General features: G+C 60.2%; 21 protein-coding genes and 1 pseudogene. 5 read left to right on the plus strand and 17 right to left on the minus strand.

What is annotated here, in order from left to right; all coding sequences use genetic code 11:
• Positions 1-250: 250 nt before the first annotated feature.
• The 17 genes and pseudogenes from C2R25_RS20280 to C2R25_RS16220 form a co-directional block, all read right to left on the minus strand.
• Positions 251-532, minus strand: a complete 282-nt coding sequence (locus C2R25_RS20280; protein ID WP_146049681.1) for a hypothetical protein — start codon at positions 530-532, stop codon at positions 251-253.
• 181 nt (positions 533-713) lie between these two features.
• Positions 714-905: a hypothetical protein gene (locus C2R25_RS16145; protein ID WP_103730198.1), complete on the minus strand. Its 192-nt coding sequence runs from the start codon at positions 903-905 to the stop codon at positions 714-716.
• Complete coding sequence (locus C2R25_RS16150) at positions 902-1,216, minus strand: hypothetical protein (RefSeq protein ID WP_199183859.1); 315 nt, start codon at positions 1,214-1,216, stop codon at positions 902-904. Before C2R25_RS16150 ends, C2R25_RS16145 begins: the two co-directional genes overlap by 4 nt.
• 173 nt (positions 1,217-1,389) lie before the next feature.
• Positions 1,390-1,596, minus strand: a pseudogene (locus C2R25_RS21065) (LexA family protein); the annotation flags it as partial.
• Positions 1,593-2,168 carry a hypothetical protein gene (locus C2R25_RS16160; RefSeq protein ID WP_103730201.1) on the minus strand — a complete coding sequence of 192 codons (576 nt, stop codon included), beginning with the start codon at positions 2,166-2,168 and terminating at the stop codon, positions 1,593-1,595. The pseudogene C2R25_RS21065 and the gene C2R25_RS16160, both read right to left, overlap by 4 nt.
• Positions 2,169-2,187: 19 nt before the next feature.
• Positions 2,188-3,012 carry a helix-turn-helix domain-containing protein gene (locus tag C2R25_RS16165; RefSeq protein ID WP_103730202.1) on the minus strand — a complete coding sequence of 275 codons (825 nt, stop codon included), beginning with the start codon at positions 3,010-3,012 and terminating at the stop codon, positions 2,188-2,190.
• A complete protein-coding gene (locus tag C2R25_RS16170) occupies positions 3,009-3,320 on the minus strand; it encodes a hypothetical protein (protein ID WP_103730203.1) in 312 nt (103 codons plus the stop codon). The genes C2R25_RS16165 and C2R25_RS16170 overlap by 4 nt, the downstream gene beginning before the upstream one ends.
• On the minus strand, positions 3,317-3,724 hold the full coding sequence (locus C2R25_RS16175) for a hypothetical protein (RefSeq protein ID WP_233204076.1): 408 nt from the start codon (positions 3,722-3,724) through the stop codon (positions 3,317-3,319). Before C2R25_RS16175 ends, C2R25_RS16170 begins: the two co-directional genes overlap by 4 nt.
• 17 nt (positions 3,725-3,741) lie before the next feature.
• Positions 3,742-4,041, minus strand: a complete 300-nt coding sequence (locus C2R25_RS16180; protein ID WP_103730204.1) for a DUF968 domain-containing protein — start codon at positions 4,039-4,041, stop codon at positions 3,742-3,744.
• Positions 4,041-4,226 carry a hypothetical protein gene (locus C2R25_RS16185; protein ID WP_103730205.1) on the minus strand — a complete coding sequence of 62 codons (186 nt, stop codon included), beginning with the start codon at positions 4,224-4,226 and terminating at the stop codon, positions 4,041-4,043. The genes C2R25_RS16180 and C2R25_RS16185 overlap by 1 nt, the downstream gene beginning before the upstream one ends.
• A gap of 2 nt (positions 4,227-4,228) precedes the next feature.
• Positions 4,229-4,465: a DUF2312 domain-containing protein gene (locus tag C2R25_RS16190; RefSeq protein WP_103730206.1), complete on the minus strand. Its 237-nt coding sequence runs from the start codon at positions 4,463-4,465 to the stop codon at positions 4,229-4,231.
• Positions 4,466-4,476: 11 nt separating this feature from the next.
• Entirely contained in the window at positions 4,477-4,731 is a 255-nt protein-coding gene (locus tag C2R25_RS16195) for a hypothetical protein (protein ID WP_103730207.1), read from the minus strand.
• Positions 4,731-5,363 carry a lambda exonuclease family protein gene (locus C2R25_RS16200; RefSeq protein WP_103730208.1) on the minus strand — a complete coding sequence of 211 codons (633 nt, stop codon included), beginning with the start codon at positions 5,361-5,363 and terminating at the stop codon, positions 4,731-4,733. Before C2R25_RS16200 ends, C2R25_RS16195 begins: the two co-directional genes overlap by 1 nt.
• Positions 5,356-6,042, minus strand: coding sequence for an ERF family protein (locus C2R25_RS16205; RefSeq protein WP_103730209.1), 687 nt, complete (start codon positions 6,040-6,042; stop codon positions 5,356-5,358). The genes C2R25_RS16200 and C2R25_RS16205 overlap by 8 nt, the downstream gene beginning before the upstream one ends.
• 18 nt (positions 6,043-6,060) lie before the next feature.
• A complete protein-coding gene (locus C2R25_RS16210; RefSeq protein WP_103730210.1) occupies positions 6,061-6,369 on the minus strand; it encodes a hypothetical protein in 309 nt (102 codons plus the stop codon).
• A 2-nt stretch (positions 6,370-6,371) separates the two neighbouring features.
• On the minus strand, positions 6,372-6,788 hold the full coding sequence (locus C2R25_RS16215) for a hypothetical protein (protein ID WP_146049682.1): 417 nt from the start codon (positions 6,786-6,788) through the stop codon (positions 6,372-6,374).
• Positions 6,789-7,202: 414 nt separating this feature from the next.
• The gene (locus C2R25_RS16220) at positions 7,203-7,430 is read right to left on the minus strand and encodes a helix-turn-helix domain-containing protein (protein ID WP_103730212.1); all 228 of its coding nucleotides are present in this window, start codon (positions 7,428-7,430) and stop codon (positions 7,203-7,205) included.
• Positions 7,431-7,524: 94 nt separating this feature from the next.
• On the opposite strand from C2R25_RS16220, the gene C2R25_RS16225 reads away from it, so the two are divergent.
• From C2R25_RS16225 to C2R25_RS16245, 5 genes are all read left to right on the plus strand, one after another.
• Positions 7,525-7,860: a helix-turn-helix transcriptional regulator gene (locus C2R25_RS16225; RefSeq protein WP_158250697.1), complete on the plus strand. Its 336-nt coding sequence runs from the start codon at positions 7,525-7,527 to the stop codon at positions 7,858-7,860.
• Positions 7,857-8,144: a hypothetical protein gene (locus tag C2R25_RS16230; RefSeq protein ID WP_103730214.1), complete on the plus strand. Its 288-nt coding sequence runs from the start codon at positions 7,857-7,859 to the stop codon at positions 8,142-8,144. Before C2R25_RS16225 ends, C2R25_RS16230 begins: the two co-directional genes overlap by 4 nt.
• Positions 8,145-8,311: 167 nt before the next feature.
• Complete coding sequence (locus tag C2R25_RS20520; protein ID WP_158250698.1) at positions 8,312-8,833, plus strand: hypothetical protein; 522 nt, start codon at positions 8,312-8,314, stop codon at positions 8,831-8,833.
• Positions 8,802-9,182, plus strand: coding sequence for a helix-turn-helix domain-containing protein (locus C2R25_RS16235; RefSeq protein WP_158250699.1), 381 nt, complete (start codon positions 8,802-8,804; stop codon positions 9,180-9,182). The genes C2R25_RS20520 and C2R25_RS16235 overlap by 32 nt, the downstream gene beginning before the upstream one ends.
• Positions 9,183-9,838: 656 nt before the next feature.
• Positions 9,839-10,090, plus strand: coding sequence for a hypothetical protein (locus tag C2R25_RS16245; protein WP_146049683.1), 252 nt, complete (start codon positions 9,839-9,841; stop codon positions 10,088-10,090).
• Positions 10,091-10,244: the final 154 nt, after the last annotated feature.

Below are 10,244 nucleotides of genomic sequence, written 5' to 3' on the forward strand. Positions count from 1 at the left end.
CTTCCGCTCCGCTACAGCCGCTTCCCCGCTGCCGAGAGCGTCCAGCCTCAACCATGAGGCTTTTTATTCAAACCAACTGGCCCCTTTTTAAACCGGTGCCTGGCCCAATTTTATCCCGGCGTTGACAGACGTTTGTAGACCCGCTTGTCCAACGCCGCCTGAGAAGGGCTGCAATGTCCTTCCTGATCGTTGGCGATCAACTCAGCATCGGGCTTCTTAGGAAAGGCCTTCGTTCTGCGACGTGCCATGATCATTCTCCTGAGGGATGCCGAATAGCGAAGATGATTTCGTGAGGTGATGGTGGTGCGTGGGGGTGAGAGTTTAGGAGTTGGGTGGCGCGCTGGGCGCAGGCGTTGCGTTCGGCGAGGCGGTGGGCGGCGAACCGACGAGCAAGCAGCTCTTGCGCCCTTGGCCCTGTTATGTCTGGCACCCCTAGGTCATAGCCTGCCTGCGCGGCTGCATGGCGATCCTCCATCATCACATGCTTCCACAGGTCCGCCTGTGTCACCTCACTGGTGGGGCTGGGGGTCATGCCTTGTCTCCCAGGTTGCGGATGGCGGAGGCGTCACACATCCAGCGTATTCCGGCCGGGCAGGGATCATCCTCACACCGAGGGTCGCTATGCCTGCAAACGAAAGCCTGATCGCTTGGCTTGGCCTTCTGAGGAGCGCAGTCGCCATGGCCGATAGGGGCGAGGTAGTCGCGGGCGGGGGTCATGGGTGGGGCTCCCGCTTACGATCCCCGAACAAGGCGACACAGATCGCCGCTATCTGGAGGCCCACCAAGAACTTCAACGCCACGTTCAGAAACCCGTCATGGGTGGTTTCAAGGCCGAGCATCTCGGCAATAGCGGCAATGCTCATCCACGCGGTAAAGGCCACGCAGGCTATGCGGGTGTTGCTCACGCGCCCTCTCCCTTCTGGGTGAGTGGGGTGGCGGGCTCATAGGTCGCGGCGAAGATGTCGGGCTTGCAGGGATAGAGCTCGCCCTGAACACCGCGAATGATCCAGTCGCCCGGCCCTGCCGCGTGTTCGCCCTCCAACGTGGGAATGATGAGCGCCTGTCCGTGGTACTTCAGCGGATAGCGGCCACAGGCCTTCGCAATGGGGTTGATCCATTCCTCAAAGGCCATCAGCTCGTCGACGTTCTCGATGCGATGGCCCGGATACTGCATCGCCTCAATCACAACCGGCTTCTTGCGGAACTTAGCCATCATCGTGTCTCCGTATTGGTGGGGGTGAGGCCAGCCTCAGTGAGGTAGGCAGGGTGGGCGCCCTCGTATTCGCCAGCCTTCAGGCCCGACCGACGCTGGTATTCCGCCCGGATCTCGTCATCGGATGCGAGACGAAGGGCATGGGCTATCGCGCGGCCCCCTGTGATGTTGCTGCGAACCTCCAGAGCGCGCGCCCGGTTCTTGATCCGGCGAATGAAGCCGCGCTCCTCTAGGGCGGTGAGCAAACGATGGATGCCCGACTTCGAGGCGAGCCCGATAGCTTCCTTCATCTCGTCGAAGCTGGGAGCAACGCCGTCGTGATCGCGCTGATACCGCTCGATGAAAGTCAGGAGTGCCCGTTGCTGTGCGGTCAGGCCGATCATTCCGCCGCCTCCGCTTGCTCGCCCATGGCGCAGTCTGGGCAGTCCACCTCGTTGCCATCGAGATCGAGAACCCGGCCCACGTCGTGGCACTTGCGGCAGACAGGGCCGGTGGCCTTGGGTGATGCGGGCTTGGCAGAGGCAAACGGGCTGGCAGTGGCGTTGGGGCCTACGCGGGGAGAATAGGTGCCATCATCGTTCGCCCAGAGGTAACCACGCGTCTCCCCGACAACCTTCCAGCTATCCGGCATAGCGTCGATCTGATCTTGGCTGTACGACCCGTCAGCGAGTTGGCACATCACATCGTCGAACCGGCGCTGCCGATCCCAGAGGACGACGCCCTTGGCGCGCTCCTGAAGGCGAAGGGCTTCATCGTTGCGCTTCCACTCGCCAATGATCGCCAGGCACTCTGCAATGGTCGGGAACCACTCGCAGCGTTCCAGCGCCTTGTCGGACAGGTAGCTGATCTGGTCCCGGCAGAACGAACCAAGCTTGCGCTGATAAGCGGAGATCAGAAGCTCGCCGCTAACCTCGTCCGAATTGCGCTTCGGCAGTGCGGCGAGCAGGATCCGCAAGCACTGGTTGAAATGCCGCTCAGTACAGGGTTCCGGGGCCGGCAAGGGCGCGGCTGCGATCTGCCGTGCTTGGGCGACGGTCAGGGCCTTCCCGTTCGCCAGCGCTTTCGTCCAATCCAAGCCTACGGTCGAGAGCGGCGATGGCACCGTCCTTTGGCTTTCCGGGGTGCCGGGAAGAATGCGACCCAGCGTAGCTCCGATTGTTTGCATTGGCGCTTCCTCTCATCTCGTCGGTTTCGAATACGGTCTGCCATCCACGCTCCACGGCGTGGGCAAGGATGGGCCCCGGGGGCCATCCTTCGCGCTCCCAGCTCTCAAGCTTCTTGGTGATCTGGCGGTACGCGCCGGCCGTCATCGGCTTACGAGCAGCTTTCCGGGTCTTCAGGAGACTGCCCCAATCGATCGGATCGCAACCTGCTGGGCAGGGGAACTCGTCCCGGGCGTTTACTACCGTAGGAGACGTAGTCTCCGTAGGTAGTGAAGGTTCATAAGAAGGTTCCGTGTCCCGTTTTTGGGACTCTTTCCCGGGGGAAACGGAACTGTTCCGTTTTTGGGACTGTTCCGTTTCCGGTACTGTTCCAATTACGGGCCGATAGACCTTAATCTGCTTCGTCTTCCCAGCGCGTTCGCCAGTGTCTTCGATGAAGCCGCGCTTCTCCAATTCCGCCTGATTGGCGAGCACCGTCTTGCGGTCCTGGCTGGTGATTTCACAAAGGTGCGCAGTGGACGCGAAGACGAGACCGGTCTTGTAATTCGCGCACTCAGCCATCGCCACGAGCGTGAACTTCAGCCCGCTCGGCTTGATGTCCTGCTTGAAGGCCCAGGCGACGGCTTCGCTGCTCACTGGAGCAGATCTCCGAAGGTATCGAGGCGAAGGACGATCAGCGTGGTTCCGCGATCTTCACGCATGGCGAGGAAGTCGTTCTCGCCAAGAGCGCGTTCGATCCAGGCGGGAAGAGCAGAGCGTCGCTTGCACTCGCCACGGAAGATCGTCTTGCCGTCGAACCCTGCCGTCACCTCTACGTCGCCCTTGGCGTACTCGGTGGCCCCGGAAAGCGGGACGCGTTGAGCTGTCAGGCCGCGATCACGAAGGGCGTTCACTAGCTCCCGTTCGTAGTTGGCGCCCTTGTTGCGTGAATGACGGCCGCTCATGCTGCTTCGGCCTCCTGACGGAGGGTGGTCACGTCCACGCCGGTCCAAGTGGACCACAGGTGCAGCGCGCGATCCGTGAAGGCGGCGCGTTCGGCCTCGTTCATGGCGCGGTTGCTGGTGGATCTCAGCTTGTAGTGGATATCACCGCTGGGAAGGCGCTGCTCGTCATAGAGGCGCAGCTTCTTGCGGGTGATGTCGTGCAAATCCTGCTCGTCCAGCGTCATGCCGTGAAGATCGTTGAGGATCGGCACGACAAGGGCAGCAACGGACCAGTAGAGCCCGCGCCGGCGCTGGTTGGCAATGCCGCCCTTGATCTCGACGCGCACCCTGCCCTTGATCTCGCGCATAGCCTCTTCGGCTGCGCGGTTGGTAGGCTTCAGCATACCCAGGCGGGTTTCGAACATAAGAGGTGGGGTATCGCTCACGCGGCCTCGCTTTCCGACCAGAGGCGCTCGGCCTCGGCCATCAGGTCGATGTTGTAGATTTCGGCGAAGCGCTGGTGCCCGAGTGCATGTACGGCGGTGTGGGGGCCGAACTGAACATCATGATGCATCTTGCAGAGAGGGACGACGCGATCATGCCGCTTCGGCGCGCGCCCTGCCCTGTCGGCATATCCGACGACATGATGCACATCGACGAACCAAGAGCCACATACCAGGCAGGGGATCTGCTTGACCCTGCCCATGTGGCGGCTTTCAGCGGTGTTCGCGCGGCGGGCCATCAGATCAACCGGCTCCGTGCAGGAACCTCGATACCCTTTGCAGCAAGGTCACGCTGCATCTGGATCGCGGTTTCGTGGACCTTGGCGCGCTCCCGCTCACGTCGGGTTGCGGCACCAAGCTTGCCCAGCTCACTGGCTGCAGCGGTGATGGTCGACTTGCGACGGGGGAAGAGAGCGCGCCACATGGTCAGTCGATCCCCAGCGCGGACTTGTAGGTTTCGAGAACCATGTCCATTTCGCGGCGGTCGTCGGGCTTCATCTTCCGCAGGCGGACGATGGCGCGCATGATCTTCGGATCGTAGCCAACGGCTTTGGCTTCGTTGTAGACATCGCGGATATCGTCGCTGATGCCCTTCTTTTCATCTTCCAAGCGCTCCACACGCTCGATCAGAAGGCGCAGGCGGTCGTCAGTAGGTTCGGCCATGTCGTGTCTCCTCAAAACCGGCCGTCGTCGAAGCTGTCGCTGCCCCAGTCATCACTGCGGCTGTTCGACGAGCGCTGCTGACGATCACCGTCCTTCGGCAGCGGCGTGCGAAGCATGATCTTGTATTGACCATCCACCGACGCGGGGATCGCATCGAGAAGGACCGAAAAGCCCTTGCCGTCCTTGTTCGGGAAGGCCGCGCCGATCTTGGTGAAGTAGGACTTCCCGTTGCTCTCGCGGACAGAGAGCGCGTCTAGACGTTCCATTATGCAGCTTCCTTAATTGTGTAGGTGGCGCGCAGGTCGGCAACGGCTTCGTCGACCTCCGCGAGGAACTTGGTCACTTCGGCCTCGATCTCAGCGAGAAGCTCCGCATCGCGCTGGACCCTTCGCACATGCATCCGCATCTCTTCCGGGAGGCGGGGATCGAAAGAGACGAAATCGCACCAGTCCCGTTCAGTGCAGGCCATCTGCCAGTGCATTTGTAGGAGGTACTTGCGATCTATCGATGCGCCGCGAAGTGTTGCTATGTGAGTGGCGCTGTTGGGGCACTTGATCTCAACGAGACCGTCGAAGCCGACGAGGCCGTCAGGCGATGCCCCACAGTGAGGGATGGTCGGGTGATCGACGAAGCCGATCTCAACCGGCGCTTCGCCTATGCGGCCAGCGTATACCGCACGAGCGACGGGCTCTTGATCGATACCCCACTGCATGGCGGCGCTGGTAAACCCGCCTGGACACGCGCCAGTTAGGCGCTCCGTGATCAGTTCGGCCATGTAGTTTGCACGGTCGGCGCCGTACCCAGACTTCGTCTTGGTCATGACCTTGTAGATGCAGCTGGCAGTGACCTTACCTGCTCGGTTGGCGAACCAATCCTCGGTCCTCTGCTCCTCAAGCATGAGCGGCCTCCTGATTGCTTTCCACTTTTGCCAGTTCGGCTATTCGCTCGTTCAGGGCCTCTTCTGCCTCGGCAAATCGGCTTGCCGGCAGATCGGCCACCGTCTTGCAGCGATAGCGCTGGTTAAATTGCGCAGCGGTGATCTTTGCAGCCGGGATTAGCTGCTGCAGCTTCGTGTACTGCGCGTCGCTGATGACCGGGCCCGCATCTGCTTGCTTCGGCGCGACCTGGTGCGTTGTGGCGTCGGCGTCGTTGTCGCCCTCAGTGGGGATCGCGAAGGCCATGAAGGCTGCGTACTTGTAAGCCGCAGACATAGCCTTGTTGGTGGCCTTGTCGCCGCTGTCCATGGCCTCGCCGTAGGTGCGGACCACGTGCGTCGAGCCATCATCCGCAGAGACGAAATCGAACTCGGCTTCGACGGTCACATAGAACAGCGTGCCACCGCTGTTGGTCTTCCGCTCGACTACATCACGGGAAAGAATACGCGGAAGCACGCAGAGCCCGTGCCTTGCAAGGATCGGCGCAAGCGCATTGTAGACATCGTCGATACCGCGGAACTTGTACTTCTGCTGCTGGTTGCTGCGATCCTTGGAGATGCCTTCCTTGGCAATCTCGGCCTGGACGGCGGCTATCTTCGCGTAGACCCCTTGGGGTACTGCGATACGAGTCTGTGCGTTCATGTCTCGTCTCCTCGGAAATCAGGGGCGCACGCAAAGACGCCCAGCCTTTTCGGCGGCGTCGAAGACGTACGGGTGGTTGCGGTGAAGGGCCTTCAGGAGCGCGTTGCTGGACCGCGCCATGTCCTCCGGATATCGTTTGCTCGGCATCTTGAAGTTCGGCTGCTTGGCAGGGCGGCGCTTGTGAGCAGCACGCATCCGTTCAATCGCCGGGAAGCCGGGGCAGGTTTGGAACTCGGCCAGTACGTGCGAGCGGATCCTGCGCGGATCGTCGATGTAGCGAGCGAGCACGTACGCCATGCGGCTCGGGCTGGAGTGATGTTCGATCACCGTCACTCTCCCACAAACTGCTGAAGTTCGGTGATCGTCTCGCGCGCTTTTTCCTTGGCGGCGGCATCATCACGGTGGCACCACTCGCCATCGGACATACGTTCAGCGACTTCGGCGACGAACGAGGACGTAGCGGCTGCGGCGCGAAAGGCAGTGGCCGTCTCGCTCTGGTCTTTGGAGACAAGGCGAAGCTGGGTGTTGCCGATCAGGTAATCCGCGTGGTGGCGAGGCAGCTCGTCCAGAAGTGCGATCAGGACGTGGCCGGGGAGCGTGGTGCCCTTGGCCCAGCGGCGCAGGTCGCGCACGTCTTCCCCGACCTTGCGAGCCAGGGCGTTCAACTGCCCGTCGCGGGTAAGCTTGCGGATTACTTCGGAGAGCCGGTCAGCCAAATCTTGCTGCGCTGCACAAATGCTAGCCATGATCTTGTTGCCTCGGTTAGCTACAAAGCCCGTCATGAGAGACGGGGGAAAGACGAAAGCCGGAGCCGCTGATGCGGGGGGTGCGATGCGGCTCCGGCACCACGCAGGGGGTTGCGTGGTCGTTGCGGGGGTGGCCGGTGCTGACGGTGGGGCAGTCACCGGCCGGTGCGACCAGCGAAGGGCTGGTGGGGAAAGGGATCAGCCCAGCGAACTCCAAATCGGAGTGCTGGCAGGTAGCCTTGCGACAAACCGCGCAGAGAGCAGTCGCTACCTGATAAGGCAGGGGCGGGATCATCCCTCACCCCTCCCCGTGCGAGCGACCGGCAGCGATGCCTTTGCCAAGGATGATGCCGAAGATTACAGCGACATCGAGCCACGCGAGGAAGCCAGCGAAGGCCCAGAGGATGGTGGCGGTCATGCTGCGACCTTTCGCTTCTCGCTGGGGTCACGCGGCGCGCCGAAGATCAGGTCGTGCGCAGTGACTTTGCCGCGAGTTGCCTTGACGATGGCCTTGATCGCGTCATGAGACGCTTTCTGTTCACCGAAAAGGATGCGAGTGATAGAAGCCGCGCTAAGGCCGGTCTTCCTTGCGAGGTCCGCTGGTGTGGCGGCGCCGCTTTTGATGTAGGCGTCTAGCGTCATGCACGGAACTTACACCCCATGTAAGTTAGGCGTCAAGCGGGAATTACACCCGGCGGCATTACCTACTTACGCCGGATGCCAGATAATCGGCGGCATGACGGACAAGCGCATCTATCTCAAAGAGTGGCGCAAGGCGGCCCATAAGACGCAGGCGCAAGTCGTCGCCGCTCTTGAAGCCATGGAAGATCCGAACCTTCCCACTACCGAGGCAAGCCTATCGCGCCTGGAGAACGGCAAGCAGCCCTACAGCGAGCGCGTCCTGCTTGCCCTCGCCGATATCTATGGCTGCGAGCCTTGGGAATTGATCGGCCGCAATCCGCGAAAGGAAGGGCAGGTCATCGATATGGTGCGGCACCTCAATGAGCGTGAGCAAGAGAAGGTGCGGGCTTACATCGAGGGTATGCGAGCTGGCGGCGGTAGCGCAGCATGAACTTTATGGACGTGACGGCTGCCGCCTTAGTGCTCGCCGCCTACGGGTGTGTTCATCACCTTTCTAAGATTGCCGAGGCGTCCTCCAGCATCAAGGCTGACCTCAAGGGACTTCGCTATCAGATCGAGCAGCTTCAGGAGCGAGGCGAGCGGGTTTCGAGTGATCTGCACGCGATCAAAACCCATTCTGCCAAGGTATCCAAGCAACTCGACGATGAGCGATTTGCGGGCACATTGGCTGACTTGGTAAAGAAAGCCGGTTTCCGCACTGGCACTGACGGCTGATCGGCCGCATCATCTCCTACGGGCACGATAACGGGCTATGACAGTGCGCTACGCCAGGGAGTGCCGGTGCGTGGTGGCGAATTGATGCGAGCGATGCGGCGCTACGGTAGAAAGCCGCTCGGCCTCCCGTCAGCAGTCCTCAGAATTACCCTTGCTATCCAGGGCTGTTGACTTATATGGCAACGTTATTAGAGTTAGAGCGGAACGGCGAACTCATTCGGTTGAGGCCGAACCTGAAACCACGCGAGCAGGAGCTTCGTACATTCATGGTGACCCCGGAAGTCCGGGATTGGCTGAACGACATCCTGCCGAAGGTCCCGGCTGGCTCTGCCAAAGAACTGACTCCGATGGAAAAACTAATTGACTTCCTAAACCGCTATGGGGCTGGTCATAGGCTTCTATATCCCGTGGCCTTTCGGCCAATCCAGCATTTCAAGCATGGAGTTTGGGAGCTTAAGACGCCTGAGTTGCGGTTGTTTGGGTGGTTCCCCAAAAACGACGTATTCATCTGCGCGAGCATCGCGACGCTTGATGACATAAAGATCAACGGAAAGCCGAATAAAGAGGCAGTGAACAACCAGCGGAAGAAGGTCTCTTTTGTCCGCTCGAAACTGCCGTTGGATGAGCCAAAGTATATTCCAGGAAGGGAGCCGGAAGATGTCCTTTCAGCTTGCGATTACAGATCATAGGAACGCCGCGCTTCGCTTGGTGGGCGATGCGCGTGAGCTCCTTCTCTGGGCATTCGCTGAGAATCCGCACATCTCTCAGTCTGAGGTTGCCGAAAAGCTTGGGGTTCATCGATCAGTCATCAGCAGGCAGCTGCGGGGCACCCACGATATTAACCTCTCGCGCGTGGCAGAAATCGCTAAAATCTTAGGATATGAAGTGAAGCTTGTTTTTGACCGGGAAGACGGACAGGACAGCGGAAATCACGCCCCCCAAGGCAATCAATTCCGAATGAATACTGTAACTACTTCGGGCGTTGCGTCGGCAAATCTCTCGCGCGTTGCGTCGGCCAAAGTTTTGGTGAACTCATGATAGACCGTCTTCATGGCATTACAATTTTTTGCGAGGACATTCGAGAGGAGTTGGGCAACAAGGTCAGCTTGATCGGCATTTTGCCTGATAACTTGAATCTTTCGTCCATCCCGGGAACGCTACCTAAACTCGGCATCTATACTCGCATCCACATCCCTATAACCTGGGAGCCCTGCGCCTTGAAAATGTTCATGTCCGCACCGGGCACTGAGCGAATGCTTATAGGCGAAACAAGCCTCGAGTTGATGGCTGAGTCTTTGGATATGGCGAAGCGGTTAGGGGGGCTAAACGGTGGCCTCACAATAAGCACAATAGCTCAATCATTTCACATCCCTGAGCCGGGTCGGATTGTCCTAGAATGCGAAGCCCCCAACGAGACGTTCGTTACGGGCTCTCTCAACTTGGGCCGTGAGGCCGCCTAACGGGCATATCTCGCGGATGTTCGCAACCCCAGCCCCGGCCCACCACCGGGGCTTTTTCGTGCGCGCGATCCCTGCGGTTTCTGGTTTCCTACACGGGCTGTAACCCGTAGTCTCGCCGCGAGTCGCGCACCCTGCGTAAGCGACTTACACTGCGCGTAACTTTTTTGTTGACAGCAAACTTACACTGGGCGTAATTTCTCCTCACACCGGTTAACCGGAACGAGGAGAACGTCAGTGCAGGTCACTCTTCCCCAATTCGAAATGATCGACAGCCTGATGGCGCAGCTTCTGCGCATGGGCGAGTTCGAGACGTGCGCCGATCCGCGCGCTTACATCCGTACGTCGAACCGCCTCTTTGACGCTTGCGTCGATGCGGTGGGCTATGACTACGCCAACGACTTTGCGAGCGCCCTTGAGTGCGCTGCTGACATCGTGGCTCGGGCTCTCCTCGGCACCATTACGGTGCTCGATGACGTGGAGGCCTAAGCCATGTCCACCACCACGAAATTTACGCCGGGGCCTTGGTTCGCTGGCCAGACGCCGTATCAGCGGGACAGTCATCCGGGGCAGCGCTGCATCGGTCTAGCCCTTGAGGAAGACGGTAGCGTTTTTGGGTACCGACTGCATCCGAACGATGACG

This window comes from Novosphingobium sp. HII-3 (assembly GCF_002916655.1).
Lineage (GTDB): Bacteria > Pseudomonadota > Alphaproteobacteria > Sphingomonadales > Sphingomonadaceae > Novosphingobium > Novosphingobium panipatense.

Bases quoted from the DNA above. Each gene is read 5' to 3' on its own strand.
- C2R25_RS16220 (WP_103730212.1), bottom strand. From the start codon at position 7,430: ATGACGCTAGACGCCTACATCAAAAGCGGCGCCGCCACACCAGCGGAC.
- C2R25_RS16195 (WP_103730207.1), bottom strand. From the start codon at position 4,731: ATGGAACGTCTAGACGCGCTCTCTGTCCGCGAGAGCAACGGGAAGTCC.
- C2R25_RS16200 (WP_103730208.1), bottom strand. From the start codon at position 5,363: ATGCTTGAGGAGCAGAGGACCGAGGATTGGTTCGCCAACCGAGCAGGT.
- C2R25_RS16225 (WP_158250697.1), top strand. From the start codon at position 7,525: ATGACGGACAAGCGCATCTATCTCAAAGAGTGGCGCAAGGCGGCCCAT.
- C2R25_RS16205 (WP_103730209.1), bottom strand. From the start codon at position 6,042: ATGAACGCACAGACTCGTATCGCAGTACCCCAAGGGGTCTACGCGAAG.
- C2R25_RS16175 (WP_233204076.1), bottom strand. From the start codon at position 3,724: ATGTTCGAAACCCGCCTGGGTATGCTGAAGCCTACCAACCGCGCAGCC.
- C2R25_RS20280 (WP_146049681.1), bottom strand. From the start codon at position 532: ATGACCCCCAGCCCCACCAGTGAGGTGACACAGGCGGACCTGTGGAAG.
- C2R25_RS16180 (WP_103730204.1), bottom strand. From the start codon at position 4,041: ATGGCCCGCCGCGCGAACACCGCTGAAAGCCGCCACATGGGCAGGGTC.
- C2R25_RS16190 (WP_103730206.1), bottom strand. From the start codon at position 4,465: ATGGCCGAACCTACTGACGACCGCCTGCGCCTTCTGATCGAGCGTGTG.
- C2R25_RS16215 (WP_146049682.1), bottom strand. From the start codon at position 6,788: ATGGCTAGCATTTGTGCAGCGCAGCAAGATTTGGCTGACCGGCTCTCC.
- C2R25_RS16170 (WP_103730203.1), bottom strand. From the start codon at position 3,320: ATGAGCGGCCGTCATTCACGCAACAAGGGCGCCAACTACGAACGGGAG.
- C2R25_RS16230 (WP_103730214.1), top strand. From the start codon at position 7,857: ATGAACTTTATGGACGTGACGGCTGCCGCCTTAGTGCTCGCCGCCTAC.
- C2R25_RS16150 (WP_199183859.1), bottom strand. From the start codon at position 1,216: ATGATGGCTAAGTTCCGCAAGAAGCCGGTTGTGATTGAGGCGATGCAG.
- C2R25_RS16235 (WP_158250699.1), top strand. From the start codon at position 8,802: ATGTCCTTTCAGCTTGCGATTACAGATCATAGGAACGCCGCGCTTCGC.
- C2R25_RS16185 (WP_103730205.1), bottom strand. From the start codon at position 4,226: ATGTGGCGCGCTCTCTTCCCCCGTCGCAAGTCGACCATCACCGCTGCA.